This is a genomic window from Variovorax sp. LjRoot290, from assembly GCF_964253985.1.
In the GTDB taxonomy this organism is placed as follows: domain Bacteria; phylum Pseudomonadota; class Gammaproteobacteria; order Burkholderiales; family Burkholderiaceae_C; genus Variovorax.
The window spans coordinates 4878955-4904797 of sequence record NZ_CAXURW020000001.1 but is presented as its reverse complement, the minus strand read 5'-3'; the positions used below and the strand labels follow the sequence as shown (position 1 = coordinate 4904797).

Genomic DNA, 25843 nt, shown 5'->3' with positions numbered 1-25843 from the left:
AGACTGTCAAAGAATTTTTGACACAATGCCCGCCTCATCATGGATTTGCAATCGCTGACCCTGCTGGTCGAGATCCTCGATGCCGGCAACCTGAGCGAGGCCGCGCGCCGGCTCAAGATGAGCCGCGCCAACGTGAGCTACCACCTGAACCAGCTCGAGCGCTCGGTCGGCGCGCAGCTCGTGCGGCGCACCACGCGGCGCGCCGAAGCCACCGAGATCGGCCAGCGCCTCTACCAGCACGGCCTCGCCATCCAGAGCGAGCTCCAGGCCGCGCGCGAGTCGGCGTCGGCGCTGGGCCAGGGCCTGGTCGGGCGCGTGCGGCTCAGCGTGCCCAGCGGCTACGGGCAGCTGGTCATGTCCGACTGGCTGATCGATTTCAAGCGCCAGTACCCGGGCATCGTGCTCGACGTGCTGTTCGAGAACCGCATCGAGGACCTGCTGCGCGACGAGGTCGACATCGCGATCCGCGTGATCCCCGAGCCGCCGCTCAATCTGGTGGCGCGAGCGCTGGGCCCGGTGCGCTATGTCGCCTGCGCTTCGCGTGCCTACGCGCAGGAGCACGGCCTGCCCACCCAGCTCGACCAGCTGACGGCCGCGCCCGTGGTCACCGCGGCGGTCATCGGCCGGCAACTGCGCATCTCGGCCTACCAGGGCGAGGAGCGGCGCGAGGTGCTGCTGGAGCCGACGCTGATCTCCGAGAACTTCCTGTTCCTGCGCCAGGCCATCCTGGCCGGCCTCGGCATCGGGCTGGTGCCCGACTACGTGGTGCAGGAGGACGTGCGGCGCGGCGAAGTCCTGACCACGCTGGACGACTGGCGGCTCAGCATCTTCGGCACGCAGATGTTCATGCTCTACATGCCGAACCGGCAGCACACGCGCGCGACGCGGACCTTCATCGATTTCATCCTCGAGCGGGCGCGGGGCACACCGGACGAGGGATCGCGCTGAGGCAGGGCCGCCTCAGGGCGCACGCTGGCCGATCCAGCGGTCGACGATCTGCGCGATCTGGTCGCTGTTCCTGTCCATCATCAGCATGTGCGAATTGCCGTGCAGGCCGGTTGCCGGCAGGTCGATCCAGTCCGAGACGCCGCCCGCGGCCCGGTGCGCATCCCGGAAGCGCCGGACGGCAGGCAGGACCTGCTGGTTCCAGTACACGCTGGTGTCCAGGCGATCGCCCCAGACGTAGAGGATCGGCGTGTGCTTCAGCGCGGTCATGTCCTGGGTCGCCGCCTCGGGCGCCCCGCTGGGCTCGACCAGCACCAGCGCCCGGACCTTGGCCGGCGCCCGCAGCGCGGCCTGGAAAGCGAAGTTGGCGCCCTGGCTGTGCGCCAGGATCACGCAGGGACACGCCTTGTCGACCAGGGCGTCATAGGCCTGTTGGGTGACCGCGTCCGTGGTCGTCCAGCGCGGGACGCTCTGCTTCATGAACTGATCGAAGGCGCCGACCGGAAACTGGGTGCCGGGGAAGGCGGTACGTCCCTGCGGGCCGCCGTCGAACGCAGGCCCGATGCGGAACACCTCCCATGCCTCCTTCTTGGTCCTGAACAGCGGCTCGCCGGCAAAGATCTCCGGATAGCGGGACCAGGACGCCCGGCCGCGCTCCATCGCGTCGCTGACATAGGTGTCGTAGCCGGCGCGCATGAAGAAGTCCTGCCAGCCGCGCTGGCCGTCGGGCTTGGTCTCCCAGGTCACGCCGCTCAGGCCGCCGCCATGCCACAGGAGCAGAGGCAGGCTGCGCGCCGGCGAGGCCAGCCGCACGTATTGCACATACATCTGGCCCGACTCGAAGTCCCCGTTCGGATCGCGACGAACGGGCGGCGTGGATGGTGTGAAGCGGATCTCGCGTGCAGGCAGGCCGGACAGCGTCACCTGTTGGCCACCGACGTGGAAGCTGCCGATCTCGCGCACCCGGATGGCGTCTGTGCTCGTACAGCCCATCGAGGTCAGCGCGACCAGGATCGCGGCCGGGATTCCTTTCATGGCTTGGCTTCGCGCGCCGGCGGCGGCAGTACCTCCTCGGGAATCGGACAGCGGTAGGCTGCGCCACCGCGCTTGGCGCGCAGCTCGTTCTCCGCCTCGCACAGCAGCTCGGGACGCCCGGCCAGCGCGACGCCGGTCGCGGCCAGGCACTTGGCGGCCAGCAGCATGCCCTTGTGCGCCAGCGAGGTCTTGCCCTGCGCGACCATCTGCCACGAATGGAAGGCTGTGCCCCACGCGAAGCAGGCGGTCAGGCACTGGGTGGTCGGCGCGGCCCAGCTCACGTCGCCCATGTCGGTGGAGCCGGTCACCGGGCGCGCGGCGTCGGGCCGGTAGGGCTGGATGCCGGTGGCGATGGGCTGCGGGTCGCGCAGCGCGGCGGCGAAATGCTTGGCGCTGCTGGCCAGCTCCTCGCCCGAGATCGTGGCCTGCATCTTGGCGGCGAAGCGGCGCTCGTCTTCGCTGACCTCGAGCGCGCCCACGGCCTCCATCTGCTCGGCCATGACGCGGTCGAGCGTGTCGTTGTGCAGCACATTGGAGACTGCCTTGTCGAACACCATCTCGACCGTGGTGCCGGTCATCATCGCCGCGCCGCGCGCCACCTGCTCGACGCGCTCGAACAGCGCCAGCGCCTCGTCGATGCGTGTCGCCCGCACGGTGTAGAGCAGCTCGGCATGGGCCGGAATCACGTTGGTCGACGGACCGCCCGAGTCGATGTAGGCGAAGTGCACGCGCGCCTGCTCGGGCATGTGCTCGCGCAGGTAGTTGACGCCGACGTTCATCAGCTCAGCCGCGTCGAGCGCGCTGCGTCCCAGGTGCGGCGCGAGTGCGGCATGCGCCGACTTGCCGCGGAAGCGGAAGTAGGCCTGCACGTTGGCCAGCGTGGCGTTCATGAACACCGAATTGGCCACCGACGGGTGCCAGGACAGCGCGGCATCGAGATCGTCGAAGAGCCCGGCGCGCGCCATGAAGGTCTTGCCGGCGGCAGCCTCCTCGGCCGGACAGCCGTAGAAGCGCACCGTGCCGGGCAGGTCATGGCGCCTCAGGTGGTCGCGCGCGACCACCGCCGCCAAGTGCGCTGCCGTGCCCAGCAGATGGTGGCCGCAGCCATGGCCCTGGTTGAGCGCGCGTTCCGGATCGGGCCGGCACTCGAGCGCGCCGCTGGCCTGGTTCAGGCCCGCGAGCGCGTCGTACTCGCCGAGAAAGCCGATCACCGGGCCGCCGCTGCCGGCCTCGGCGACGAAGGCGGTGGGCATCCCGGCCACGCCGCGCGTGACGCGGAAGCCCTCGGCCTCGAGGGCCGCCGCGTGCAGCTCGGCCGACTCGAACTCGCGGTAGCGCATTTCGGCCAGGCCCCAGATGCGGTCGGCGATCTCGATGTAGGGGCGGCGCCGCGCCTCGACGGCGGCGGCGATCTCGGCGACGGCGGAGGCGGGCTTCACTTCTGCGTCTCCAGCTGGGCGGTCGCCACGAACTTCCGATAGCGTGCGTCCTCCGCGCGCATCAGCGCCGGCAGGTCCTCGTCCTCGACCATCGGCAGCCCGCCCAGGTCGTTGAAGGTCTGGCGCAGGCGGGCATCCTTCAGTGTTTCCTTCAGCGCCGCCTTGAGCTTCGCGATGACCGGCTCCGGCACCGCCTTCGGCGCCATCAGCGCGAACCAGCCGGTGAGCTCGTAGCCCTTGAGCTCCGGATGCTCGGCCAGCGCAGGCACGTTGGGATAGATCGGCGCCCGCGTGCCGCTGGTGACGGCGATCGGCACCACCACGCCGGCGTCGATCAGCGGCTTGGCCGGCCCGGTGCCCATGTAGCCGAACTCCACCGCGCCGCCGGCCAGGTCGTTGCCCAGCGCCGGGACGCCGCGATAGGCCACGTGCGTGATCCGGGTGCCGGTGCGTTCGCGCACCAGCTCGCCGGCGAAGTGGAACATCGAGCCGGTGCCCGAGCTGCCGTAGTTGTACTTGTCCGGGTTCTTGCGCAGCAGCTGGATGAACTGGTCGGTAGTCTTGACGCCCGACTGGCGCGACGCCAGCAGCATGCCGCCCTGGTGGTTGACCACGCCGATCGGCGCCAGGTCCTTCTGGCCGTCGTAGGGCTGCTTCGGATTGATCAGCTTGGTCGCGATCAGCTCGCTGTTGCCGCCCATCAGGAGCGTGTAGCCGTCCGGCTTTGCGGTGACCACCTTCAGCGCCCCCAGCGCGCCGCCGGCGCCGCTGAAGTTTTCGACGATCACGCGGGTCTTCAGCACGCGGCCGAACACCTCGGCGAAGGGCCGCGCGACGCTGTCGGTCGAGCCGCCGGCGGAATAGCCGACGACCAGCGTGATCGGCCGCGAGGGGTAGTCGTCCTGGGCGGGGGCCACGGTCGCGACCGTGCCTGCGAACACGGCCGCGAAGAGGCGCGGGAGAGGGGATCGGCAATGGGCCATCATGGTCGGGAAGGGCGTGGGGATGAATCTGGCCCGATCCTAGGATTTGCCGCCCGTGTGCAACAGTCCTGCAACGGTGGCGCTGTTGAGCGCCGGTTGCCGGGTACGCATCTTGCGGCCCGCGCCTCACATTTTTCGGAGACGCGCATGAAGGTTCACCAGTTGAAGGCCCTCGTCGCCGTCGGCGACCACGGCAGCATTCGCGCTGCGTCGCGCGCCGCCGGGCTGTCGCCGGCGGCGGTGACCAAGGCGGTGCGCGAGCTCGAGGAAGATGTCAGGACGCTGCTCATCACGCGCGAGGCCAAGGGCGTGACCTTCACCGATGCCGGCCGGGCGCTGCTGGTGCACGCGCGGCTGGTCGTGGGCCAGCTGGCGCGTGCCGAGGAAGAGATGGCGCAGCTATCGGGCCGCGGGCGGGCGCCGCTGCGCATCGGCGTGAATTCGTGGCTCGCCCTGACCTGCCTGGGCGACGTCGTCAAGCTGTTCCAGCAGCGCATGCCGACGGTGCGCCTGGAGTTGATGGAAAGCGTGCTGACGGTCTCGATCCCGAAGCTGCGCGACGGCACGCTGGACTTCTGCATAGGCCGCGCCGGCCCGGCGTCCACCCATGAGGACATGGCTCACGTGCCGCTGTTCCGCACCAGCTCGGCGGTGGTGGGGCGCGAAGGCCATCCGCTCGCGCACAGCCGATCGCTGGCGGAGCTGCGCGATGCGCAGTGGCTCTTGAACTGGACGCCCGGCGACGACCCGGCAGACCCGCATGAGGACGTGTTCGCCCGCTACCTGCGCGAATGCGCGCCGACTGTCCACGTGGCGCATTCGACGGTGATCGTCACCAGCCTGATCCGCAGCACCGACATGCTGACGCTGATGCCCTGGCCCCTGGTGGAGGCGATCGCCGGCCGCGAGCAGCTCTGCGTGCTGCCGCTGGCCGAGCGCCTCAACGAGACGACGGTGAGCCTGATCTCGCGCCGCGGCGACCCGATGAGCGCGGCCGCGCGCTGCTTCATCGAATGCTTCAACGCGGTGGTCTACCGCGCGCTCGGCTCCGACGATCCTGCGCGCCGTCGCTTGTTCCATTCGATCGACGGACTGGCGCTGAACGACCAGGCCTTGAGCGAGATGGCGCGCGCGCAGGGCTGGGACAGCCGGGTGCTGCTCGGCCCCGGTGCGACGATGCTGCCGCCCGACCCGGGCAGCGCGGCGGCGCACTGAGATCTCACGCCTGCCGATCAGCCGCGCTTGGCGAACTTGAGGTGCGTGACGCCCGGCGCGGCCACCGTCCGCACGAGCTCGAGGCCATGGAGCTGGTCGCCGACGTTCTCGAACAGCCTTTCGCCGCTGCCGAGCAGCGTCGGCACCAGGCTGATCTCCATCTCGTCGACGAGACCGGCTGCCAGATAGTGCTGCGCGGCCCTGGCGCCGCCGGCGAGCGATACGTCCTTGCCTCCGGCGGCGCGCTTCGCCATCTCCAGCGCGTCCTCGATGCCGGTGGTGACGAAGGTGAAGCGCGTTCCGCCCTCGCATTCGAGCGGCTCGCGCGCGTGATGCGTGAGAACGAAGACGGGATGATGGAAGGGCGGGCTGTCTCCCCACCAGCCCTTCCACGGCGTGTTCGCATCCCAGGAGCCGGGATGCCCACCGAACATGTTGCGTCCCATGATCGTCGCGCCGATGTTGGCCAGCGATTCCTCGACGACCGCCGTGCTTGCATTGACTTCCCCGCCTGCCTGGCCATGGAGCCTGCGAAACACCTCGAGCTGGAAGGCCCATTCGTGCAGGCGCGTGCCGCCGATGCCGAGCGGGTTCTGCACGCTCTGATCGGGACCGGCCACGAAGCCGTCGAGTGACATGGCAATCTTGAAGCGCAGTTTGGGCATGTCGCGTCTCCTGGTGATCCTGCATTGTCAGCCCACCAACATCACGCTGGAGGCGATGGGGGGCTAACCCGGCGCTAGCAGCTAGCGCGCGATGCCGATGGTCGCGGTCGCGGTGTAGCCGGCCGTGATACTGCCGGTCATGGCGGGCGTCATGGCGGCGATCTGCGCCGCGGTGTCGTCGCTGAACACGTTGTCGGTCGTGAGCGAGACGGCGGCGAAGTTGTTCACGCTCGTGGTGTAGCCGGTGGCGTAGGGGTAGACCGCGCTGCACGCCGCGCTCGGCATCGCCAGCTGCGAGGTCAGCACCGCGTTGCGGCCGGTGGTGGCCGTGGCGAGGCTCGCGAACACCTCGAAGTGCATGTGCGGCCAGCGGCCGGCGTAGCAGCCGGGGAAGATCGTCGTGAAAGTGACCTGGCCGTTGGCATCGGTGACCTGCACGCCGCGCAGGTAGCTTTCGGCCGCGGCCGTGTACAGCGAGTAGTTGCCGTCGCGGTCGCAGTGCCAGAGGTAGATCGCGTAGCCGGCCAGCGGAGCACAGCTCGAATTGGTGTTGACCAGCGTCAGCGTGAGCGTGGTCAGCACGCCGGGTGCCTGCGTCGTCGTGCTGATGAAGCTGCTGCGGATGTCGCTGCGGACGATGCCGCTGGCGGTGAGCACGTCGGAGGTCGCGCCGGAGGAGCTGTTGGTGCCGTCGGCCGGGTAGGGGCCCGCCGTCTCGCCGGGCAGCGCGGTGCAACTGCTGCTGCTGCTGGACGTGCTTGTCGTCGTGGAGCCGCTCGAGCTCGAGGTGGAGGAAGTCGTCGTTCCGCTCGACGACGCCGTGGTGCTCGTCAGGCCCGCGAGGCTGCTCCCGTCGGAGCCGCCGCCACCGCAGCCGGCCAGCAGGAGTGCCGAGCCGGCGGTGGTGGAGCCCAGCCATGCCAGCGCTCTGCGGCGCTGAAGGAGCTGCGCCGAGATCAGCGGAAGATCGTCGGCCAGATGGTGGCCATGCGACGGTTCGGTGAAAGCGTGGCTGTTGTTGTTCCGCGTGGGGTGTGAATCGTGGACTGACACTGTGGCTCCGTGGGTGGGTGGAGCCCCGAGCTTCGAGCCACGATGTTGCCGGCGGATTTCGCCGCCTTGCGGCTTTGTTGCGAAGCCGGCGGAACTAGCCGCGCGTCACGGCAGGCACGAACATGTAGCCCTCGTTGCGCACCGTGCGGATCAGGTCGGCGCGTGCATCGCCGAAGCTGAGCTTGCGCCGCAGGCGGCTGACCTGAACGTCGATCGCCCGGTCGTAGGAGTCGCTGTCCGAGCCCAGCGCGTAGTCCACCAGCTGTTCGCGCTGCAGCACGCGCCGCGGATGCTGCGTGAAGGCGCGCAGCAGGCGGAATTCGCCGTCCGACAGGCTGACGACCGCGTTCGCCGGGTCGTACAGCACCCGCTCGGTCAGGTCGATGCGCCAGCCGGCGAAGCAAAGCGTGTCGCTGGATTCGGGCCCGGGCGCGGGCGGGGCTGCGGCCGGCGGTGCCGACGCGCGGCGCAGCACGGTGCGGATGCGCGCCAGCAGCTCCCGCGGATTGCAAGGCTTGGCCAGGTAGTCCTCGGCGCCGATCTCAAGGCCCACGATGCGGTCGATGTCGGTGCCGACGGCCGACAGCATGATGACCGGCGGCCCGCTGCTTCTCTGCAGCTCGCGCAGCGCCGTGAGCCCGTCTTCGCCCGGCATCATCACGTCGAGCACGATCAGCGCATAGGCGTTCTGCGCCAGCTTGCCGCGCATTTCCGGGACGTCGGCGGCCGTGTCGACCTGGAAGCCGTGCTTCTCGAGGAAGGAGGACACCAGGCCGCGGATGCCGGCGTCGTCGTCGACGATGAGGATGCGGGTGCAGAGATTCACGGTCTGGCAGGGGATGGAGGGCAGGCGCTATTGTCGATGCTGGGGCGGGCCAAAGCCCGGCCGGTGCAATGGAGCGACACACGCTGAAATCTTTCAGCAAGCTCGCGCTTCCAAACTGCGAGGCCCATGCGTGACATCGTCCTGCGTCCATGCCAGCATCGGCGCATGAACATGACAGGTGCAGCGCGCCGCTGGTCCGGTCCCCCGCTCGCCCTGCAGATGATGGGCCTGCTGCTGGGCGGGCTGGTGGTGGCGCAACTCGTGACGCTGGGGCTGACGATGCTGTTGCCGCCCGAGCCGCAACGCCAATGGGAGCTGGAAGACATCGCCCGTGTGCTGGCCGGTGCCGGCGCGGAGATCCGGGGCCCGCGAAGCTTGCAGCGCGAGCTGCAGGCCGGCCCGCCGGAGCCGAGCGGCCCCGGCTGGCTGACCTCCGAGCGCTCCCGCCGCGAGCTGGCGCAGCTGCTGGGGCGCAACGAATCCGAGGTGCGGCTTTATTTCTATACGCCGCTGCCTTTTGCCGGCACGACGCGTGCGTCGCCTCGCGCCGACCTTCGCGGGGGTTTCGTGCTGGCGGACTTCCAGGTCGCTCAGGCCGGCCGCGGTCCCGGCGGACCTGGAGGGCCGGGCGGCGGAGGTTTCGGTCCGGGCTTCCCCGGCATGCCGCCGGGCGGTGGACCGTTCGGTGGTCCGTTCGGCGGCCCGGCAGGGGGCGGCGGTGCGCCCATGCCGGCGCCTGCCGCACCTTCGCGCGCCCCAGGCGATGCGAGCCCGCCTGCCGCACCGGCAGAGATGGCGCGTGGCGGGCCTGCACCCGCCGCGCCCGCAGCCGGACCGCCTGCCGACGCGCCGTCGGCAGGACGAGCGCCCGATGCGCCGGCCGCGGGGCCCCAGCCGCAGGGCGCAACCGCGCCGGGGCCGGGGCCGGCACCGGGAGGCGCTGCGCCCTCGGCGGGCGCGCCGCCGCCGCTGCCTCCGGGCGGCACTCGGGCCGCCGCCGCGCCCTTGGGCGAGCCGTCGCCGATGCCGTTCCTGCCGTCGCCTGCGCCTTCGGCACTGGACGGCGTGTCGCCAAGAACGCCTGCCGTGCTGCCTCCCACGGCGGCACCGGCACCGGTACCCTCACGCAAGGCCCGCCCCCTTCCTGCCGACACGCCGCAACCGGCGCCCGCCGAGCCAGCGGCGCTCGTCCCACCCGCTGCATCCGTTCCGTCCGTCCCGGCGGCGCCTTCCGCGCTGCAGCGCGTGCCGGCGGCGCGGCCCGCCCAGCGGCCGGTGCCCGAGGAAAAGAGCGTGTCCGTCAGCCCGCCGGCGCGCGGCCTGTTCGGCCTGGCGCCGGCGCCCTTCGTCGAGGGCGACTTCATTGCCGCGATGCGGGTCGGCGATGGCAACTGGGCCGCGGTGCAGCCCGTGCCCGAGCCCTTTCCGAACGCCTGGCAGCGCCGCGTGCTGCTGTGGTTCCTGATTGCCGCGGCCGTGGTCGCGCCCGCGGGCTGGATGTTCTCGCGCCGGCTGGTGCGGCCGATCGCCGGCTTCGCCCATGCCGCCGAGCGGCTCGGCCGCGACCCGGCGGCGCCGGTCCTCGCGCTCGAGGGGCCGGCGGAGCTCGGCCGCGCGGCGCAGGCCTTCAACCTCATGCAGAGCCGGCTGCGCAGCTTCGTCGATGACCGCACCGCGATGATCGGCGCCATCAGCCACGACCTGCGCACGCCGCTCACGCGCATGCGCTTCCGCATCGAGGACGTGCCGGACGACATGCGCAGCGGCATGCTGCAGGACGTGGAGGAGATGGAGCGGATGATCAGCTCGGTGCTGGCCTTCATCCGCGACGCCTCGGAGCCGGGTTCGCGCGAGCGGCTGGACCTGTCGAGCCTGCTCAAGGACGTGGTGGACGACGCGGCCTTCGTCGGCAAGGACGTGCGCCTGGAGCGCAGCGAGCAGGCCGCGGTCGAGGTCGACGCGATCGGCGTTCGCCGGCTGCTCGACAACCTGATCGAGAACGCGGTGAAGTACGGCGAGCAGGCGCGGGTTCGACTCTTCATCGACGAGGACAACGCGGTGGCCGAGGTCAGCGACAGCGGACCGGGGCTGCCGGACGATGAGCTGCAGCGGGTCTTCCAGCCCTTCTACCGCGCGCCCGCCGCGCGTGCGTCCGGCAAGCAGGGCAGCGGCCTGGGCCTGGCTGTCTGCCGCTCCATCGCACGCGCGCATGGCGGCGAAGTGCAGCTCAAGCGCGGGCCGCGCGGGCTGGTGGCGCAGCTGCGGCTTCCGCTGGCCTATCGCGAGGCTCTGGTCTAGCGACATGCTTGGACGCTGGGCACGCTTTCTGCTGTACTCGCGGCATGAACGATGTCGCCTTGAGCACCCCCACACCTGCGGCCGGCCGCGCCGCCGCTCCACTTTCGATCGACCCAGAGCGCCTCTGGGATTCGCTGATGCAGCTCGCGAAGCTCGGTGCTACCGAGAAGGGCGGCGTCTGCCGCCTCGCGTTGACCGATCTTGACCGCCAGGGCCGCGAGCTCTTCGTGCGCTGGATGAAGGAAGCCGGCTGCAGCGTGCGCGTCGATGCGATCGGCAACCTGTTCGCGCGCCGCGAAGGGCAGGACGCGAGCCTGCCGGCCGTGGCCACCGGCAGCCACATCGACACGCAGCCGACCGGCGGCAAGTTCGACGGCAACTACGGCGTGCTTGCGGGCCTGGAAGTGCTGCGCACCCTGAACGATGCCGGCATCCGCACTCTGGCGCCGCTCGAGGTCTGTGTCTGGACCAATGAAGAAGGCTCGCGCTTCGTGCCGGTGATGATGGGCTCGGGCGTCTATGCGGGCGCCTTCACGCTCGCGCATGCGCTCGCCGTTACCGACCGCGAAGGCGTGACGGTCGCTGATGCGCTCCAAGCCATCGGCTTCGCGGGCGACACGCCGGCCGCCGTGGACGACGGCGCACCGCGCTTCGGCGCCTACTTCGAGGCCCACATCGAGCAGGGCCCGGTGCTGGAAGATGCCGACATTCCGCTCGGCGTGGTCACCGGCGCGCTGGGCCAGCGCTGGTACGACGTGGTCGTGACGGGCCAGGAAGCGCATGCCGGCCCCACGCCGATGCAGTTGCGCCGCGACGCGCTGCAGGGCGCCACCAGCCTCATGCAGACCGTGCATCAGATTGCGATGGGCGAGCAGCCCAACGCCCGCGGCACCGTCGGCTATGTGCAGGTGCATCCCAATTCGCGCAACGTGATTCCCGGCCGCGTGACCTTCACGGTCGATTTGCGGCACACAAACGACGAGGGTCTCGACCGCATGGACGCGCAGCTGCGCGCGGCCTGCGCGGCCCTGCAGGCACAGGGCGGGCTCACGGTCGAGGTCGAGCAGACCGTCTACTTCCCGCCGGCCCACTTCGCGGAGCCGCTGGTGCGCGCGGTGCGCGAAGGTGCCGAGCGTGCCGGTCTTGCGCATCTCGACATCGTGAGCGGCGCCGGGCACGACGCGGTGTACGTCGCGCGCACGGCGCCCACAGCGATGATCTTCGTGCCCTGCAAGGACGGCATCTCGCACAACGAGATCGAGGATGCCAAGCCCGAGCACCTCGCGGCCGGCGCCAACGTGCTGCTGCACGCGATGCTGGACCGCGCGGGGATCGCGCAGTGATGCTGCTTGCGCAGCCGCTCACTGCAGAAGCCTTTGCGCCTTACGGCACCGTGCTCGCGGCCCCCGCGGGCGAGGGGCGTCTCATCAACGGCGGCAATGCCGAACGCTTCGATCTGGTCGACGACCTGCAGCTCGGCGCCGAGGGCGGCCGGCCGATGCTCGCGCTGTTTCGCGCGCAGGCGCGCCGCTTTCCACATGCAGTGACCGAGATGGAACGACACGCGCTGGGCAGCCAGAGCTTCGTGCCGCTCGGCGAGCGCCGCTTCGTGATCGTGGTCGCGCCCGCGGGCCCTGCGCCCGCCGGCGAGGCGCTCGCCGCCTTCGTCACCGACGGCCGCCAGGGCGTGACGCTCGCGCCCGGCACCTGGCATCACGCGCTGCTGGCGGTGGATGCGGGCGACTTCGTGGTGGTGGAGCGGGTGGGCGCCGCGGTCGACTGCGACACCGTGGCCTTGGCAGTGCCGGCAGACGTCGGGTTCATTCCACGTTGAGTACCTCGGTGGCGAGGCGATCGAGGTTCTGTTCGTTCGCCTCGACCACGACCTTGGCAATGCGCTGCCGTTCAGCCTCGGTGTCGAACACTTGGTGCCATCCGACCAGCGTCTTGGCTCCTCGCGCCTCAAATGTGATGGTCAATTGGAAGTGATGCTGAGACATGTGCTCGAAGACGATGCGCTCCGGCGCAACGACTTCGGCGAAGACGCTCTCGTTGGGGTAGTTCGCACCGTCAGGCCCGTGCATGACGAAGCGCCAATTGCCACCGGGGCGCAGATCGAACTCGTGAAACGTGCTGGTGAATCCGTTCGGACCCCACCAGCGCGCCAGGTGGGCGGGATCGCTGAAGGCCTTGAAGACCCGCTCGCGTGGCGCGTCGATCAAGCGCGAGTGGACGAACGCGCGGTCCACGGTGGATTCGGCATGGGCAGGGGGCTTTTCGTTCATGTGCAGCGTCCTCAATTGGAGCCGTTTGTCTTGGTGGCTACGGCGGAACTGCTCGTTGGAAAGCGCGGCAACGCGTCGTCGATTCGAAACCATGGGACCTGCTGCTGGGTCCACACATGATCGTCGATACGCACGCGCTGCGGTTCGTCCAGGCTGCCGACAGTGATCTGAACACGGTCCGCCAGCACTTCCTCGTGCATGCTGAGGGTGCTTCCGCATACCGGGCAGAAGCCGCGTTCCGCGAATGCCGAAGATCGATAGCGGGCGGGCTCGCCATGTAGCCAGCTGAAGTCCTGCGTGCGGAAATGAACGAAGGCCAATGCCGGCGCGCCGGAGTGCTTGCGGCACATGGCGCAGTGGCAGATGACGCCACGGATAGGCGCCGAGATGGCGCGATACCGGATCGCGCCGCAGAGGCAGCCGCCTTCGAAGACCGTCGCTTCGCTCATGGTTGCCCCCTTGTGCGTCGTTGCGTTCAAAATCCAGCCCATCCCCAAACCGAGGTTCCCATGACCCGCACTGTCGCCGAAAAACGCGCCGCCTTTCGCGCCCTCCATGCCGAAGGCTGCTTCGTGCTGCCGAATCCCTGGGATGTGGGCAGCGCCCGTTTCCTGCAAGGCCTGGGCTTCAAGGCGCTGGCCACGACGAGCTCGGGCTTCGCCTGGTCGCGGGGCCAGGCCGATGGCGCGCTTTCGCGGGAGACCATCCTCGCCCATCTGCGCGAGATCGTCGCTGCAACCGATCTGCCGGTGAACGCGGATTTCGAGAGCGGCTTCGCCCCTGATCCGCAAGGCGTTGCCGAAAGCGTGCGGATGGCCATCGAGACCGGCGTGGCCGGGCTGTCGATCGAGGATTCGACAGGTGACGCGGCGCATCCTCTGCATGACATCGACGTCGCGGTCGCCAGACTCCGCGCTGCACGCGGGGCGATCGACGAGGCGGGCGGCGACACCTTGCTGGTGGGACGCGCGGAGAACTTCTTTCAAGGCCGGCTGGACCTCGACGACACGATCGCCAGGCTCAAGGCCTATGCGGAGGCGGGCGCCGATTGCCTCTACGCGCCGGGCATCCGCACGCGCGAGCAGATCGCCGCCGTGGTGGCTGCCGTCGCACCCAAGCCGGTCAATCTGCTCGTCGGATCGACCAGCGAGCTCACCCTGCAGGACATTGCCGAACTCGGCGTGCGGCGCGTCAGCGTCGGCGGTGCGCTGGCGCGAGCGGCATGGGGTGGATTCATGCGCGCGGCCCGCACGCTTTCGGAAGAGGGGCGTTTCGACGGCTTCGCGGACGCCGCCTCGGGCAACGAGCTCGATGCGTTTTTCAGTGGGCGCTAGCCCGCCTGCTGCGCCCGCGTCAGCACCGTTCGTACGGCGTAGCCGTCGCGGTACACGCCCTCGATCGTTCCCATGACGGGATCGTTCATGGCCGCCGTCACGAACTTTTCGTCATCGGTCCTGTAGACGACGATGGTTCGCGCCGAACGCGCGCTGAGCGTGCGAGCGACTCCGGTGGCCTGATTCAGCGTGCGATAGGTGTTCATGCAAGTCCCCTTTGGCGCGCGAATGCTAACGCGAAGGTACTCAATGCGGCACGGTGTCGAGCGTGGGATCTGGCCTCAATACGGCAAAAGACCACATTTTCCGAAGGTATCTGAGCCGGGCGGCTATCCCGCGATGCGCTCCGCCAACGCGATCAAGGAACGATCCGACCCCGCCGGCCCGAGCAGCGACATGCCCAGCGGCGCGCCCTCGCGCTGCGCCAGCGGCATCGAGAGTTGCGGAAAACCGCTGAGTCCGGCCACGCACAGCATGCGGATCGCGCGGTTGCGGTAATCCTCGAGGCTGCTGTCGGCGGCATCGCGCCGCGGCGCGATGTCGGGCATGGTGGGCATCAGCAGGACGCCGTCGGTGCCGAGCAATTCTGCGAGTTGAGTGCGGAAGGCGATGCGGAAGGCGCGCGCGGCGTTGACCTGCGCGTCCGTCACATCGCGCGACCAGGCGAAGCGCTCGGCGACGCCGGGGCCGAGCGGCGGCGCATAGCGTTCGATCAGCGGGCCGTCGGTGAGCCAGGACTCACGTCCCTGCACGTAGCGGAAGTTCCAGTACATCGCGTCCCAGGATTCGAGTGCGACCTCGACCGGCGACGCCTTGCCGAGCAGCGACTGCACGCGCTGGGCGGCGCCGTCGAGCGCGTCCTTGACCGGCGCCTCCAGCATCGCCCACAGGTCCGTCGGCCACAGCAGCCGAAGCCTGGCCGGCAGCGGGTTGGCATCGGCCTCGAGCAGCACGTCGGCCACGCGCGCGAAGGTGCCGATGTCGCGCGCAAACCAGCCGCAGGTGTCGAGGCTGGGCGCAAGGTCGAGCGCGCTTTCGAGGCTGACGCGGCCGTGCGTGGGGCGCAGGCCGTACAGGCCGCAATGGTTGGCCGGCGCGCGTACCGAGCCGCCGGTGTCGGTGCCGAGCGCGAAGTCGCACAGGCCCGAGGACACGGCCGAGGCCGAGCCCGAGGACGATCCGCCCGTGATGCGGTCCTTGGCCGCGCCGTTGATCGGCGCGCCGAAATGCGCGTTGTTGCCGTTCATCGAGAACGCGAGCTCATCGGTCACGGTCTTGCCCGCGAAACGGGCGCCGGCGTCGAGCAGCTTCTGCACGGTCGGCGCGGTGCGCGTCTTGATGCCCGACATCGCGAGCACCGTGGGGCTGCCGCCGCCCGTGGGGTAGCCCGCGACGTCGAACAGGTCCTTGACGCCGAAGCTCAGGTCGGCCAGCGGGCCGGTCGGCGCGCCGCGGACGGGCACGTCGGGGTAGGGGACGAAGGCGTGGGCAGGGTCGTGCAATGGCATGGTGGCGTGTTGAGTGAGGTTCAGGCGACGACCACCGGCGCGATGGCCGCGGCGGCGCCGGTATGGATGCAGCGCGCGCGATGGCCCGGTGCGAGTTCGACCACCGGCGGCTGCGCCGCGCGGCAGGCTTCGCTCGCGAGCGCGCAGCGTTCGGCAAAGGCGCAGCCCGGCGGTAGCGCCGACAGGTCGGGCGGCGCACCGCCGATGGTTTCGAGCCGGCTGCCGCGCGCCAGCGCGCCGTGGGCGCGGCTCTTCAGCAGCGCGATCGTGTACGGGTGGCGCGGCGAGCGGATCAGCTCGCGCGCCGTACCCTCCTCGACGATGCGCCCGGCATACATTACGGCGATGCGATCGGCCACCTCGACGGCGGCGCCGATGTCGTGCGTGACGAACACCACCGAGAGGCCCAGGTCGCGCTGCAGTTCGCGCAGGAGCAGCAGGATCTGGATCTGCACCGTGGCGTCGAGCGCGGTGGTGGGCTCGTCGGCCAAGAGCAGCTGCGGCCGGCAGGCCAGGGCCAGCGCGATCATCGCGCGCTGCCGCATGCCGCCCGACATCTCGTGCGGATAGGCCGCAAGCCGGCGCTCCGGGCTCGGGATGCGCACGCGCTCGAACAGTTCCAGCGCGCGCCGGCGCGCCTCGGCGGCGGACACCGGCTCGTGCCGGCGGATCGATTCGACGATCTGCGCGCCGACCGAGTAGACCGGGTCCAGCGCCAGGAGCGGCTCCTGGAAGATCATCGAGGCCACCTTGCCGCGGAAATCCATGAGTTCGGCCTGCGTCATCGCCAGCACGTCGCGCCCGGCCACGCGGACCTGGCCGCCCATGCGCGTGCGGCGCTCGGGGTGCAGGCGCAGCAGGGTGCGCATGGTCACGCTCTTGCCCGAGCCCGATTCGCCGATCAGCGCGACCACTTCGCCGCGCTGCACCTCGAGGCTCACGCCGCTCACCGCATGCACGGGCTTGCGGCCACCAGAGAAGGTGACACTGAGCTCGCGCAGGCTCACCATGGGTTCGGGCGCGCAGGAGGGTGTCGATGAGGTGTCGGACATGGAAGTCATGCGGCCTGCGCCAGCGCTTGAGCCATCGGATGCCCGCTGCCCGGCTCGTGGATCAGGCAGCTCACGGCCTGCTGGGCGCCGGCGATCACGCGCGCCGGTACCTGCTGGCTGCACACCGGCGCGGCCAGCGCACAGCGCGGGTGGAAGCGGCAGCCCGAGGGCGGGTTGATCGGGTTCGGCGGGTCGCCGGCCAGCGCCGCCTCCTCGGTGCGGTGGTCGGGGTCCATCGAGGGCATCGACGAGAGCAGGGCGCGCGTGTAGGGATGCGCCGGCGCTTCGTAGAGCGCGTTCGAGGGGCCGATCTCGGCCACCTGGCCCAGGTACATCACCATCACGCGGTCGCTCATGTAGCGCACCACGTTCAGGTCGTGGCTGATGAAGACGTAGGTCAAGCCGAACTCGGCCTTCAGGTCCAAGAGCAGGTTGATCACTTGCGCCTCGACCGACTTGTCGAGCGCGGACACGGCCTCGTCGAGGATCACCATGCGCGGCTGCAGGGCCAGTGCGCGCGCGATGTTGACGCGCTGGCGCTGGCCGCCGGAGAGCTCGTGCGGATAGCGCTCGGCAAAGCGCTGCGGCTCCAGGCCCACACGCGCGAGCAGGTCGCGCGCGCGATGCACCGCCTCGTTGCGCGCCACGCCGTGCACCTGCGGGCCGAAGGCGACCGAGTCCTCGATCGTGAGGCGCGGGTTCAGCGAGGCATAGCTGTCCTGGAACACCATCTGCACCTGGCGGCGGAATTCCTTCAGTGGCAGGTCGCGGCTGCCCACGGCGCGGCCGTCGAAGATCACCTCGCCGGCCGTCGGCGCGATGAGCTGCATCAAGAGCCGCGCGGTGGTCGACTTGCCGCAGCCCGATTCGCCGACCACGCCGAGCGTTTCGCCCTTGAGTACCTCGAAGTCCACGCCGTCGACCGCGCGCACCACGCCGCCGCCGCGGCCCAGCGGGTCTTTCTTGAGGGGGAAGTGCTTCTGCAGTCCGCGGATCGCGAGCAGGGGCTGCGCGGGGCCGCCGATGTCGTTGATTGCTTCCATCGGATCAGCCCTTGTTGTCCATCGCCGAGCGCAGGCCGTCGGAGAGCAGGTTGAAGGAGATCGAGGTGATGAAGATCATCACGCCCGGCAGCGCCGCCACCCAAGGCTGCACGTAGATCGCGGTGCGCAGGGTGTTGAGCATCAGGCCCCACTCGGGCTCCGGCGGCTTCACGCCCAGGCCCAGGAAGGAGAGGCCCGAGGCCAGGATCATCGAGACCGCGATCAGGCTGGTCGCGTAGACGAAGATCGGCCCCAGCACATTGCCCAGCACGTGCACGCGCACGATGGTGAAGGCGTTGGCGCCCGAAGCCCGCGCGGCCTCCACGTAGTCGCGCCCGCGCACCTGCGTGGTCACGCTCTCGGCCACGCGCGCGATCTGCGGGATGAACACGATGGTCAGCGAGATCAGCGAATTGACCACGCCCGCACCCAGCACGCCCGACAGCGCGATCGCCAGCAGCACCGAGGGGAAGGCATAGAACACGTCGATGGTGCGCATGATCGCGGTGTTGACGATGCCGCCCGCATAGCCCGCGAGGATGCCGATCGCCGCGCCGAGGACGAAGGCGCAGATGACGGGCGTGATGCCGATGAAGAGCGACAGCCGCGCGCCGACGATCAGGCGCGAGAGCATGTCGCGCCCCAGCTCGTCGCTGCCCAGCGGCAGGCCTTCGGTGCCGATCGGCTTGAGCCGCTTCAGCATCGACGACTGGTACGGGTCCGCCGGCGCAACCCACGGGCCGAAGACGGCCAGCGCGATCAAGAGCAGCACGACCAGCGCCGCGCCCATCGCGACCGGGTCGCGCGTGAAGCGCAGCATGGCCGAAGTCCAGTAGCCGCGCGAGCGCTGCATGGGCAGCGACGAAACAGTCGAAGCAGAGAGGGGAGCTGGCAGAGCCGACATGGTCGTCCTCGTTTCAGGCGCGAGCTATTCGGGGGTCGAGCAGCGTCTGCAGCACGTCGACCACCAGGTTGAGCAGCACGAAGAACAGCGCGAGCACGAGGATCGTGCCTTGCAGCAGCGGCAGATCGCGCTGGAAGATCGCGGAGTTCAGCAGGAAGCCGGTGCCGGGCCAGGAGAACACGGTCTCGATCAGGATCGAGCCGCCCAGCAGGTAGCCCAGCTGCAGGCCCATCACGGCCAGCGCGGTGGGCGCCGCGTTCTTCACCATGTGGCGGAACACGCCGAAGTGCGTGAGCCCCTTGGCGCGCAGGCCGACGATGAACTCCTGCTCGAGGATCTCGGCCACCAGCGCGCGCACGGTGCGCGCGATGATGCCCATCGGGATCACCGACATCGTGAGCGCGGGCAGCACGAGGAACTGCAGGTGCTCCCAGTCCCAGGCCCAGTCGTTCGAGCCGCCCGGGCCGGCGCCGGTGGCGGGCAGCCACATGAGCTGCGAGGAGAACACGATCACCATCACCATGCCCAGCCAATAGTGCGGCACGCTCACGCCCAGCACCGACAGCATGGAGGCCGCGCGGTCGAGCCAGGAGTTGCGGAAGTAGCCGGCGACGAAGCCGAACAGGCAGCCCAGCACGAAGCCGATCGCGGTCGCGACCACCGCCAGGCGCAGCGTGTTGCCGACCGCAGTCAGCACCTCGCCGGCCACCGCGCGGTTGCTCGCGATCGAGACGCCCAGGTCGCCGTGCATCGCGCGCCACACCCACAGCACGAACTGCTCGGGCAGCGAGCGGTTGAAGCCGTAGAGCTCGCGCAGCTGCGCCTGCAGGTCGGCCGAGGCATCGGGCGGCAGGATCGACACCAGCGGATCGCCCGGCGCCAGGTGCACGAGCGCAAAGCACACGAAGGCCACGCCGATCATGATCGGGATGGCATAGAAGACGCGGCGCAGGAGGTAGGCGAGCATTGAATGGGTTCTCCAAACCCCGTTCGCCCTGAGCTTGTCGAAGGGCTCGCCCCAGCGGGGTCCGGCTTCGACAGGCTCAGCCCGAACGGTTGGGCGGTCTCAGTCCATGCTCATGGTTGCAATATCGATGAACCAGCTCTTGGGCTGCACCACGTTCTTGACCTTGGCCGACAGCGCGCGCGGGCCGACGTCATGCGCGATCCAGACGAAGGGCGCGTCGTCCACGATGTACGCATGCAGCTTGGCGAGCGCGGCGTCGCGCGCCTTGTCGTCGAAGCTGGTGCGGGCGTCGGCCACCAGCTTGTCGACCTCGGGGCTGCCGTAGTAGCCCCAGTTGTTCGACACCGGCGGGAAGGCCTTGGTGCTCACGAAGCGCACCATCGCGAAGAAGGGGTCCATCGCCGCGAAGCTCACGTTGGTGGCATTGGCGCCGTTGGCCGATGCGTCCTTGGCGCCCTTGCGCCAGTTGGTGAACAGCGTGTTCCATTCGATCACGTCGAACTGCACGTCGAAGAAGCATTGCTTCAGCGACTGCTGCACGAACTCGTTCATCGGCAGCGGCTGCATCTGGCCCGAGCCCGAGGCCGAGATCTGGACCTTGACCTTCACCGGCTTGGCGGCCGAGAAGCCGGCTTGCGTCATGAGCGCCTGCGCGGCCTTCACGTCGTACTTCATGTCGAACTTGGGGTTGCCCCACCACGGGTGGCCCGGCGCCACCGTGCCCTTGGGCTCGGCCATCATGCCGCCCAGCAGCTGCTTCAGGCCGCCGCGGTCGACGCAGAGGTTGGCCGCCTGGCGCACGCGCTTGTCGAGCCAGGGCGAGCCTTCGACGAAGGAGAGCTGCCAGGGCCAGACGTGCGGCTGCGCGTTCGAGTAGATCTTGAAGCCGCGCTGCGTGATCTGCGGCATCGCATCGGGCGCGGGCGCCTCGATCCAGTCGACCTGGCCGCCCAGCAGCGCAGCCGTGCGTGCATTGGCCTCGGGCATCGGCAGCATCACGACCTTGTCGATCTTGGGCACGCGCTTGGCATCCCAGTAGCTCTTGTTGGCGGCCAGCTCCAGGCGCTCGCGCGCGACGAAGCGCGTGACCTTGAAGGGACCCGAGCCCGCGGGGTCGGCCGCGAAGGCGGTCCATGCGGCCTTCGAGCGCTCGGCCGGCACCGTCACGCTGGCCGGCACGGCCTTCAGCTTGGCATCCCACTGGGCCGACGAGGCCATGAACAGGTTGGTGAGGTTGATCGGCAGGAAGGCGTCGGGCTCGCTGGTCGTGAGCTCGATCGTCAGGTCGTCGATCTTGCGGGCGCTCTTGAGCGTCGGCATGCGCGAGGCCGTCACGCCGACCTGGCTGGGGTCGAACTGCGGCGCTTCCTTGTCGAGCACCTTGGCCACGTTCCATACCACCGCGTCGGCATTGAAGGCCGAGCCGTCATGGAACTTGACGCCGGGACGCAGCTTGAAGACCCACTTGGTCTTGTCCTTCGCGTCCACCGCCCAGGAAGTCGCGAGCGCGGGAATCACCACGCTGGGCGAATCCGCCTTCGAGAGGTCCCACTGCGTGAGCGAGTCGTAGATCGGGATGCCGGTGAAGCGGTTGCCCTCGAAGCCCTGGTCGGGCTGGCCCAGCGTGCGCGGAATGTCGGCGGCGGTCATCGCGATGCGCAGCGTTTTCTCCTGCGCGAAGGCGGCGGGTTGCGCCAGCGCCAGCGTCAGCAGCGCCGCGCAGGCGGCCAGGGGTTTCAGGGGCAGAGACGGAACGACACGCTTCACGGAGAACTCCTGTTCAGGACAACAAAAATGGATTCGATGAGAAGTCATGCACGAGCCGTGCCAGTGCGGCTTTTCACGGGCGCGACCACAGCCGTTCGCAGCGCACGCGGCGCAGGTCCATCTCGACTTCCATGTCGACGATCGGCGGGCGCGTGAGCTGCCAGGTCAGCCCGCAGCCCAGCTCGCCGCGCCGGACGATCTCGTCGAACGCCAGCGCGCCGATGTCGTGCACGGTGTAGGCCTGCACGGCGCTGGCGTCGGCCCAGCCGAAGCCGAGCGCGGCGCTGCGCCGTTCCATCTCGCCCATGACGTAGCGCAGCTTCTCGCGCAGGCCTTCCCGGCTGGTGTCGCCGAGCCGCACCATGCCTTCGCGGTAGCTGGCCTGGCCGTCGCGCGCCTCGCCGCCGCCCGAGACCACGAAGCCGGCCTGGCCGGGCGCGTCGCCGGTCTCGACGGTGTAGGAGAAGGCATGGAAGGCCGGCGCGGCGGGCACCCTCACGAGCGGGCAGACGTTGGTGCGCGCGACCGGATTGCGCTCTCCGCGCGCCAGCCCCCAGCGTTCGAGCGTGCCCGCGTAGTGGCGGTTGAAAGCCTCGAAACCCGCTTCGGAGAACGGCGCGGGCGAACGCAGCTCGCAGGCGCACAGGGCCGCGAGCGGGCGTCCCAGCGCGGCCAGGTGGGCTGCGATCGCCTCGAAGCCCTCGGCCAGCGGCAGCGCCTCGGGAAACACCATGCGCTCGATCGCGTAGTCGGGCAGCGCAGTCACGCCGCCCGAGTACTGGAACACGCCCTTCAAATAGCGATAGCCCCCTTCGGGGAAGTCCTCCAGCTCAGCTGCTGCTGCCATTCGGTTCCTCCAGATCAGCAGCCACTCTAGGCAAGGGCTGCGCCGGAGAGAAGGCCGATTCAGGCATGCGCATGTTGCCGAAATCAGAACGCCCGCCGGCCTTGCCGCCGTAGCGGCCCATGGCGGTGGCCAGCAGTTCCAGCAGCGAGCGCGCGGCCGGCGAGAGGCGCTGCGTCGGCAGGGTGACGAGGCTGGTCGCGGTCTGCGCGAAGTCGCGCTCCTTGAGCGGCACGGCGCAGAGGTCGCCGTTCGACACCTCGTGCAGCGCGGCATAGCGCGGCATCAGCGTGACCAGGTCGCCGTTGCGCACCACGCCGCGCGCCATCTCGAGCGTGTTGGTCTCGACCGCGAGCTCGAGTTCCACGCCCAGCTTGACCGCGATGCGGTCGACCAGGTGGCGGATCTGGAAGCTGCGGTCGGGCAGCGCCACGCGCTGCCCGGCGAGTTCGAGAAAAGACACCGAGCGCCGCTGCGCCAGCGGATGCGTGGGCGCGACCAGCGCGCAGAGCGGTTGTTCCAGCCGCGCATGCTCGCGAAACGGATGGCGCTCGGCCAGGTTGAAGGCCAGCGCCATGTCGATGCGGCATTCCTGCAGCGCTTCGAGCACCGCCCGCGAGCCCACCACCGAGACCTGTACTTTCACTTCCGGGTGGCGCTTCTGGTAGCGCGCCAGGTTGCAGGACAGGAAGTGCCCGACCATGCCCTCGATGCTGCCGATGCGCACCGTGCCCGAGGGCTTGCCGACCAACTCCTGCAAGGCGGCGCGCAGGGCCGTGCTTTCCTGCAGGGCCGATTCGGCATGCGCGAGCACCAGTTCGCCGGCCGGCGTCAGGGTCGTGCGGTTGGCGCGCCGGTCGAGCAGCAGGATCTTGAGCTCGGTCTCGAGGTTGGCGATCTGCCGGCTGACCGCGCTGGGTGCGATGCCGAGGATTTCGGCCGCGCGGCGCAACGATCCGGCGCGCGCCGTTTCGCGAAAGTAGAGCATCGAAGTGGACAGCATCGTGGGGGTCTTCCTGTGGGTCCTCGCGGGCAAGCAATTGGCATGCCCTCAGGCCTGCGGCGCAATGGGACAATCCCGCCATGACAAGACCTGCAGACACCCTCACCATCACCCGCCCGGACGACTGGCATCTGCACGTGCGCGACGGCGCCGCGCTCGGGGCCGTGGTGCCGCATTCGGCGCGCCAGTTCGGCCGCGCGCTGATCATGCCCAACCTGCGCCCGCCGGTGACGAGCGCCGACCAGGCCATCGCCTACCGCGATCGCATCCGCGCTGTCGTGCCTGAGGGCTTGAGCTTCGAGCCGGTCATGTCGCTCTATCTCACCGACAAGCTGCCGCCCGAGGAAATCGCACGCGCCGCCGCGGCCAGCGTGTGCGCCCTCAAGCTCTACCCTGCCGGCGCCACCACCAACAGCGATGCCGGCGTGACCGACATCCGCAAGACCTACAAGACGCTGGAAGCGATGCAGAAGCACGGCCTGCTGCTGCTGGTGCACGGCGAGGTGACGGACCCCGCGGTCGACCTCTTCGACCGCGAGGCCGTGTTCATCGATCGCGTGATGATCCCGCTGCGCCGAGACTTCCCCGAGCTCAAGGTGGTGTTCGAGCACCTGACGACGAAGGAGGGCGCCCACTACGTGCGCGATGCCGGCCGCTTCACCGCCGCCACCATCACCGCCCACCACCTGCTCTACAACCGCAACGCCATCTTCACCGGCGGCATCCGGCCGCACTACTACTGCCTGCCGGTGCTCAAGCGCGAGACGCACCGCGTGGCGCTGGTCGAGGCTGCCACCAGCGGCAGCGACCGCTTTTTCCTCGGCACCGACAGCGCGCCGCATCCGGCGCACCTCAAGGAGCATGCACTGGGCTGCGCAGGCTGCTACACCGCGCTGACCGCGCTCGAGCTCTACGTCGAAGCCTTCGACAATGCCGGCGCGCTCGACAAGCTCGAAGGCTTTGCGAGCTTCCACGGCGCCGACTTCTATGGCCTGCCGCGCAACACCGACACCGTGACCCTGAAGCGCGAAAGCTGGACCGTGCCGGAAACGGTGCCTTACGGCGATGCAACCTTGAAACCCTTGCGCGGCGGCGAAACCGTGGCGTGGAGACTGACATGATCCCCACCCCGTGTGTGATGCTGCTGATCGACGCCGACAACGTCTCGTCCGACGTGATCGAGCAGGCCGTGCAGCGCACGATGGCCGAGCACGGCGCGATCCACGTGCGGCGCGCGTATTGCAATGCCGAGACCGCGTTTAAGCAGCAGGCGCTCTTCAAGCGGCTCTCGGTGCGGCCCATGGTCAACCTGTCGGCCGGCAAGAACAGCACCGACATCGCGCTCGCAGTCGATGCCATGGATCTCGCGGTGGCCGAGCGTCCCGACATCGTGGTGCTGGTGTCCTCCGATTCCGACTTCGCGCCGCTGGTGATCCGGCTGCGCGAAAAAGGCTGCCGCGTCTGCGGCATCGGGCAGCAGGGCAAGACCGGCGACGAGACCGTCGCGGTCTACGACAGCTTCATCGACCTCCAGCATCATCAATCCGAGCGGCCGGCCGTCGCCAAGCCGGCGGCCAAGCGGGCGGCGCGCGCACCGCGCCGCACCAAGGCCCCGGCACCCCCGGTGGCGCGCATGCCGGCGCTGCCCGAGGACGTGCTGCGCATCCTCGACGCCGTTCCCGAACTGGGTGCGGGCGGCAAGATCGAGCTCAACCACGCGGCCGAGCGGCTGCGCGGCGCCAAGCTGCTGGGCAAGAGCGCGAGCTCGCCCAAGCTGTTCAAGAAATACCCCGAGCTGTTCGCGCTGACGCCGGAGAAGACGCCCAACAAGGTGCAATACGTCGGCCCGCTGCCGTCGTGAACCCCGCCTGGCCCGTCGATACGGCGCGGCCATGGCTGGCGCCCTATGCGCCGCGGGCGGCCGCCGCGGGTGCGATGCTTGCCCAAGGCCTCGGCGTGGCAGAGGCGCTGTCGAACCAACCCGTGCCCATCGGGCTGCCGGCCGGCCCCTTGCGCTTCGTGCCCGCGCACACGGCGCCGGCCGATGAGGCCTACGAAGCCTTCATCTTCCGGACCGCGCAGGTGCCCACGCGCGACAACCTGCACGACTTCTTCAACGGCCTCGTGTGGCTGCATTTCCCCGCGACCAAGCGGCGCCTCAACGAACTGCAGGCGGCCGAGATCGCGCGCGCCGGCATCGGCGCCGAGCGCGGGCCGCTGCGCGATGCGCTCACGCTCTTCGACGAGAACGGAGCCGTGCTCGATGCGCCGCCTGCCTTGTGGGAAGCCTTGCTCGCGCGCGACTGGCAGCGGCTGTTCGTGGCCGAGCGGGCCTTGTGGCGGCAGGCGCGTCTCCTGGTCTTCGGCCATGCGCTGCTCGAAAAGCTGAGTTCGCCACGCAAGCCGATGACCGCGCATGTGCTCTGTGCGCCGGGCGCCAGCCGATCGGTCGCGATCGACGATGCGGCGATCGCAGCAGCGCTGGACGCTGCCCATCTCGCGAGCAAGCCTTTCGCCCCGCTGCCCGTGCTCGGCGTGCCCGGCTGGTGGGCGCCGAACGAGGCGCCCGGTTTCTATGACGATACCGAAGTCTTCAGGCCATCGCGGCCGGCGGGCCGGCTTTACCCGGGGTGAGCGTGGTGGCGTGCACTTGACGCAGAACTTTTGCTCCTATCAT

At 69.6% G+C, this 25843-nt stretch carries 26 protein-coding genes; 9 read left to right on the top strand and 17 right to left on the bottom strand.

Going from position 1 to position 25843, the window contains the following annotated elements:
- Window positions 1–39: 39 nt before the first annotated feature.
- A complete protein-coding gene (locus ACSQ9A_RS24275; RefSeq protein WP_093103915.1) occupies window positions 40–948 on the top strand; it encodes a LysR family transcriptional regulator in 909 nt (302 codons plus the stop codon).
- A gap of 12 nt (window positions 949–960) precedes the next feature.
- Here the strand turns inward: ACSQ9A_RS24275 and ACSQ9A_RS24270 are convergent, their stop codons facing one another.
- Genes ACSQ9A_RS24270 through ACSQ9A_RS24260 form a run of 3 tightly spaced genes read right to left on the bottom strand, consistent with a single transcriptional unit; the run spans window position 961 to window position 4336 of the window.
- Window positions 961–1980: an alpha/beta fold hydrolase gene (locus ACSQ9A_RS24270; RefSeq protein ID WP_093103916.1), complete on the bottom strand. Its 1020-nt coding sequence runs from the start codon at window positions 1978–1980 to the stop codon at window positions 961–963.
- On the bottom strand, window positions 1977–3419 hold the full coding sequence (locus ACSQ9A_RS24265; protein WP_436305503.1) for an amidohydrolase: 1443 nt from the start codon (window positions 3417–3419) through the stop codon (window positions 1977–1979). Before ACSQ9A_RS24265 ends, ACSQ9A_RS24270 begins: the two co-directional genes overlap by 4 nt.
- Window positions 3416–4336 carry a Bug family tripartite tricarboxylate transporter substrate binding protein gene (locus tag ACSQ9A_RS24260; protein WP_436305502.1) on the bottom strand — a complete coding sequence of 307 codons (921 nt, stop codon included), beginning with the start codon at window positions 4334–4336 and terminating at the stop codon, window positions 3416–3418. The genes ACSQ9A_RS24265 and ACSQ9A_RS24260 overlap by 4 nt, the downstream gene beginning before the upstream one ends.
- Before the next feature lie 213 nt (window positions 4337–4549).
- Between ACSQ9A_RS24260 and ACSQ9A_RS24255 the strand changes: the two genes are divergently transcribed.
- On the top strand, window positions 4550–5617 hold the full coding sequence (locus ACSQ9A_RS24255; protein WP_436305501.1) for a LysR substrate-binding domain-containing protein: 1068 nt from the start codon (window positions 4550–4552) through the stop codon (window positions 5615–5617).
- A gap of 17 nt (window positions 5618–5634) precedes the next feature.
- On the opposite strand, the gene ACSQ9A_RS24250 is transcribed toward ACSQ9A_RS24255, so the two are convergent.
- The 3 genes from ACSQ9A_RS24250 to ACSQ9A_RS24240 all read right to left on the bottom strand — a co-directional run bounded on the left by ACSQ9A_RS24250 (window position 5635) and on the right by ACSQ9A_RS24240 (window position 8161).
- A complete protein-coding gene (locus tag ACSQ9A_RS24250; protein WP_436305500.1) occupies window positions 5635–6282 on the bottom strand; it encodes a dihydrofolate reductase family protein in 648 nt (215 codons plus the stop codon).
- An 81-nt stretch (window positions 6283–6363) separates the two neighbouring features.
- Window positions 6364–7335, bottom strand: a complete 972-nt coding sequence (locus tag ACSQ9A_RS24245; RefSeq protein WP_436305499.1) for an intradiol ring-cleavage dioxygenase — start codon at window positions 7333–7335, stop codon at window positions 6364–6366.
- Window positions 7336–7429: 94 nt separating this feature from the next.
- Complete coding sequence (locus ACSQ9A_RS24240; RefSeq protein ID WP_436305498.1) at window positions 7430–8161, bottom strand: response regulator; 732 nt, start codon at window positions 8159–8161, stop codon at window positions 7430–7432.
- Window positions 8162–8326: 165 nt separating this feature from the next.
- Here ACSQ9A_RS24240 and ACSQ9A_RS24235 point away from each other — a divergent pair, with 165 nt between their 5' ends.
- The 3 genes from ACSQ9A_RS24235 to ACSQ9A_RS24225 all read left to right on the top strand — a co-directional run bounded on the left by ACSQ9A_RS24235 (window position 8327) and on the right by ACSQ9A_RS24225 (window position 12293).
- Window positions 8327–10459: an ATP-binding protein gene (locus ACSQ9A_RS24235; protein ID WP_436305497.1), complete on the top strand. Its 2133-nt coding sequence runs from the start codon at window positions 8327–8329 to the stop codon at window positions 10457–10459.
- Between the two features lie 137 nt (window positions 10460–10596).
- Complete coding sequence (locus tag ACSQ9A_RS24230) at window positions 10597–11802, top strand: Zn-dependent hydrolase (protein WP_436306353.1); 1206 nt, start codon at window positions 10597–10599, stop codon at window positions 11800–11802.
- Window positions 11802–12293, top strand: a complete 492-nt coding sequence (locus ACSQ9A_RS24225) for an ureidoglycolate lyase (RefSeq protein WP_436305496.1) — start codon at window positions 11802–11804, stop codon at window positions 12291–12293. The genes ACSQ9A_RS24230 and ACSQ9A_RS24225 overlap by 1 nt, the downstream gene beginning before the upstream one ends.
- Here the strand turns inward: ACSQ9A_RS24225 and ACSQ9A_RS24220 are convergent.
- Both ACSQ9A_RS24220 and ACSQ9A_RS24215 read right to left on the bottom strand, forming a co-directional pair.
- Complete coding sequence (locus ACSQ9A_RS24220) at window positions 12280–12708, bottom strand: SRPBCC family protein (RefSeq protein WP_436305495.1); 429 nt, start codon at window positions 12706–12708, stop codon at window positions 12280–12282. The genes ACSQ9A_RS24225 and ACSQ9A_RS24220 overlap by 14 nt on opposite strands.
- A gap of 47 nt (window positions 12709–12755) precedes the next feature.
- The gene (locus tag ACSQ9A_RS24215) at window positions 12756–13193 is read right to left on the bottom strand and encodes a GFA family protein (RefSeq protein WP_436305494.1); all 438 of its coding nucleotides are present in this window, start codon (window positions 13191–13193) and stop codon (window positions 12756–12758) included.
- Window positions 13194–13253: 60 nt separating this feature from the next.
- Between ACSQ9A_RS24215 and ACSQ9A_RS24210 the strand changes: the two genes are divergently transcribed.
- Complete coding sequence (locus ACSQ9A_RS24210; RefSeq protein ID WP_436305493.1) at window positions 13254–14078, top strand: isocitrate lyase/PEP mutase family protein; 825 nt, start codon at window positions 13254–13256, stop codon at window positions 14076–14078.
- On the opposite strand, the gene ACSQ9A_RS24205 is transcribed toward ACSQ9A_RS24210, so the two are convergent.
- From ACSQ9A_RS24205 to ACSQ9A_RS24165, 9 genes are all read right to left on the bottom strand, one after another.
- On the bottom strand, window positions 14075–14284 hold the full coding sequence (locus tag ACSQ9A_RS24205) for a hypothetical protein (RefSeq protein ID WP_093103933.1): 210 nt from the start codon (window positions 14282–14284) through the stop codon (window positions 14075–14077). The genes ACSQ9A_RS24210 and ACSQ9A_RS24205 overlap by 4 nt on opposite strands.
- 123 nt (window positions 14285–14407) lie before the next feature.
- Window positions 14408–15586 carry an amidase gene (locus ACSQ9A_RS24200; protein ID WP_436305492.1) on the bottom strand — a complete coding sequence of 393 codons (1179 nt, stop codon included), beginning with the start codon at window positions 15584–15586 and terminating at the stop codon, window positions 14408–14410.
- 20 nt (window positions 15587–15606) lie between these two features.
- On the bottom strand, window positions 15607–16596 hold the full coding sequence (locus ACSQ9A_RS24195) for an ABC transporter ATP-binding protein (RefSeq protein WP_436293716.1): 990 nt from the start codon (window positions 16594–16596) through the stop codon (window positions 15607–15609).
- Window positions 16597–16643: 47 nt separating this feature from the next.
- On the bottom strand, window positions 16644–17681 hold the full coding sequence (locus ACSQ9A_RS24190; protein WP_093103938.1) for an ABC transporter ATP-binding protein: 1038 nt from the start codon (window positions 17679–17681) through the stop codon (window positions 16644–16646).
- Window positions 17682–17685: 4 nt separating this feature from the next.
- Window positions 17686–18585: an ABC transporter permease gene (locus ACSQ9A_RS24185; protein WP_436305491.1), complete on the bottom strand. Its 900-nt coding sequence runs from the start codon at window positions 18583–18585 to the stop codon at window positions 17686–17688.
- Between the two features lie 13 nt (window positions 18586–18598).
- Window positions 18599–19552 carry an ABC transporter permease gene (locus ACSQ9A_RS24180; protein WP_436293667.1) on the bottom strand — a complete coding sequence of 318 codons (954 nt, stop codon included), beginning with the start codon at window positions 19550–19552 and terminating at the stop codon, window positions 18599–18601.
- A 99-nt stretch (window positions 19553–19651) separates the two neighbouring features.
- Window positions 19652–21319 carry an ABC transporter substrate-binding protein gene (locus tag ACSQ9A_RS24175; protein WP_436305490.1) on the bottom strand — a complete coding sequence of 556 codons (1668 nt, stop codon included), beginning with the start codon at window positions 21317–21319 and terminating at the stop codon, window positions 19652–19654.
- Between the two features lie 73 nt (window positions 21320–21392).
- The gene (gene cnbZ / locus ACSQ9A_RS24170; protein ID WP_436305489.1) at window positions 21393–22166 is read right to left on the bottom strand and encodes a 2-amino-5-chloromuconate deaminase CnbZ; all 774 of its coding nucleotides are present in this window, start codon (window positions 22164–22166) and stop codon (window positions 21393–21395) included.
- Window positions 22150–23166 (bottom strand): LysR family transcriptional regulator, encoded by a 1017-nt coding sequence (locus tag ACSQ9A_RS24165; RefSeq protein ID WP_436305488.1) that lies wholly within the window; start codon window positions 23164–23166, stop codon window positions 22150–22152. Before ACSQ9A_RS24165 ends, cnbZ begins: the two co-directional genes overlap by 17 nt.
- 80 nt (window positions 23167–23246) lie before the next feature.
- On the opposite strand from ACSQ9A_RS24165, the gene pyrC reads away from it, so the two are divergent.
- From pyrC to ACSQ9A_RS24150, 3 genes are read left to right on the top strand one after another with little or no spacing between them, the layout of a single operon-like run.
- Window positions 23247–24287, top strand: a complete 1041-nt coding sequence (gene pyrC / locus ACSQ9A_RS24160; protein WP_436305487.1) for a dihydroorotase — start codon at window positions 23247–23249, stop codon at window positions 24285–24287.
- Window positions 24284–25027 (top strand): NYN domain-containing protein, encoded by a 744-nt coding sequence (locus tag ACSQ9A_RS24155; protein ID WP_436293663.1) that lies wholly within the window; start codon window positions 24284–24286, stop codon window positions 25025–25027. Before pyrC ends, ACSQ9A_RS24155 begins: the two co-directional genes overlap by 4 nt.
- Window positions 25024–25800: a DUF3025 domain-containing protein gene (locus ACSQ9A_RS24150; protein ID WP_436305486.1), complete on the top strand. Its 777-nt coding sequence runs from the start codon at window positions 25024–25026 to the stop codon at window positions 25798–25800. Before ACSQ9A_RS24155 ends, ACSQ9A_RS24150 begins: the two co-directional genes overlap by 4 nt.
- The last annotated feature ends 43 nt before the right edge of the window (window positions 25801–25843 follow it).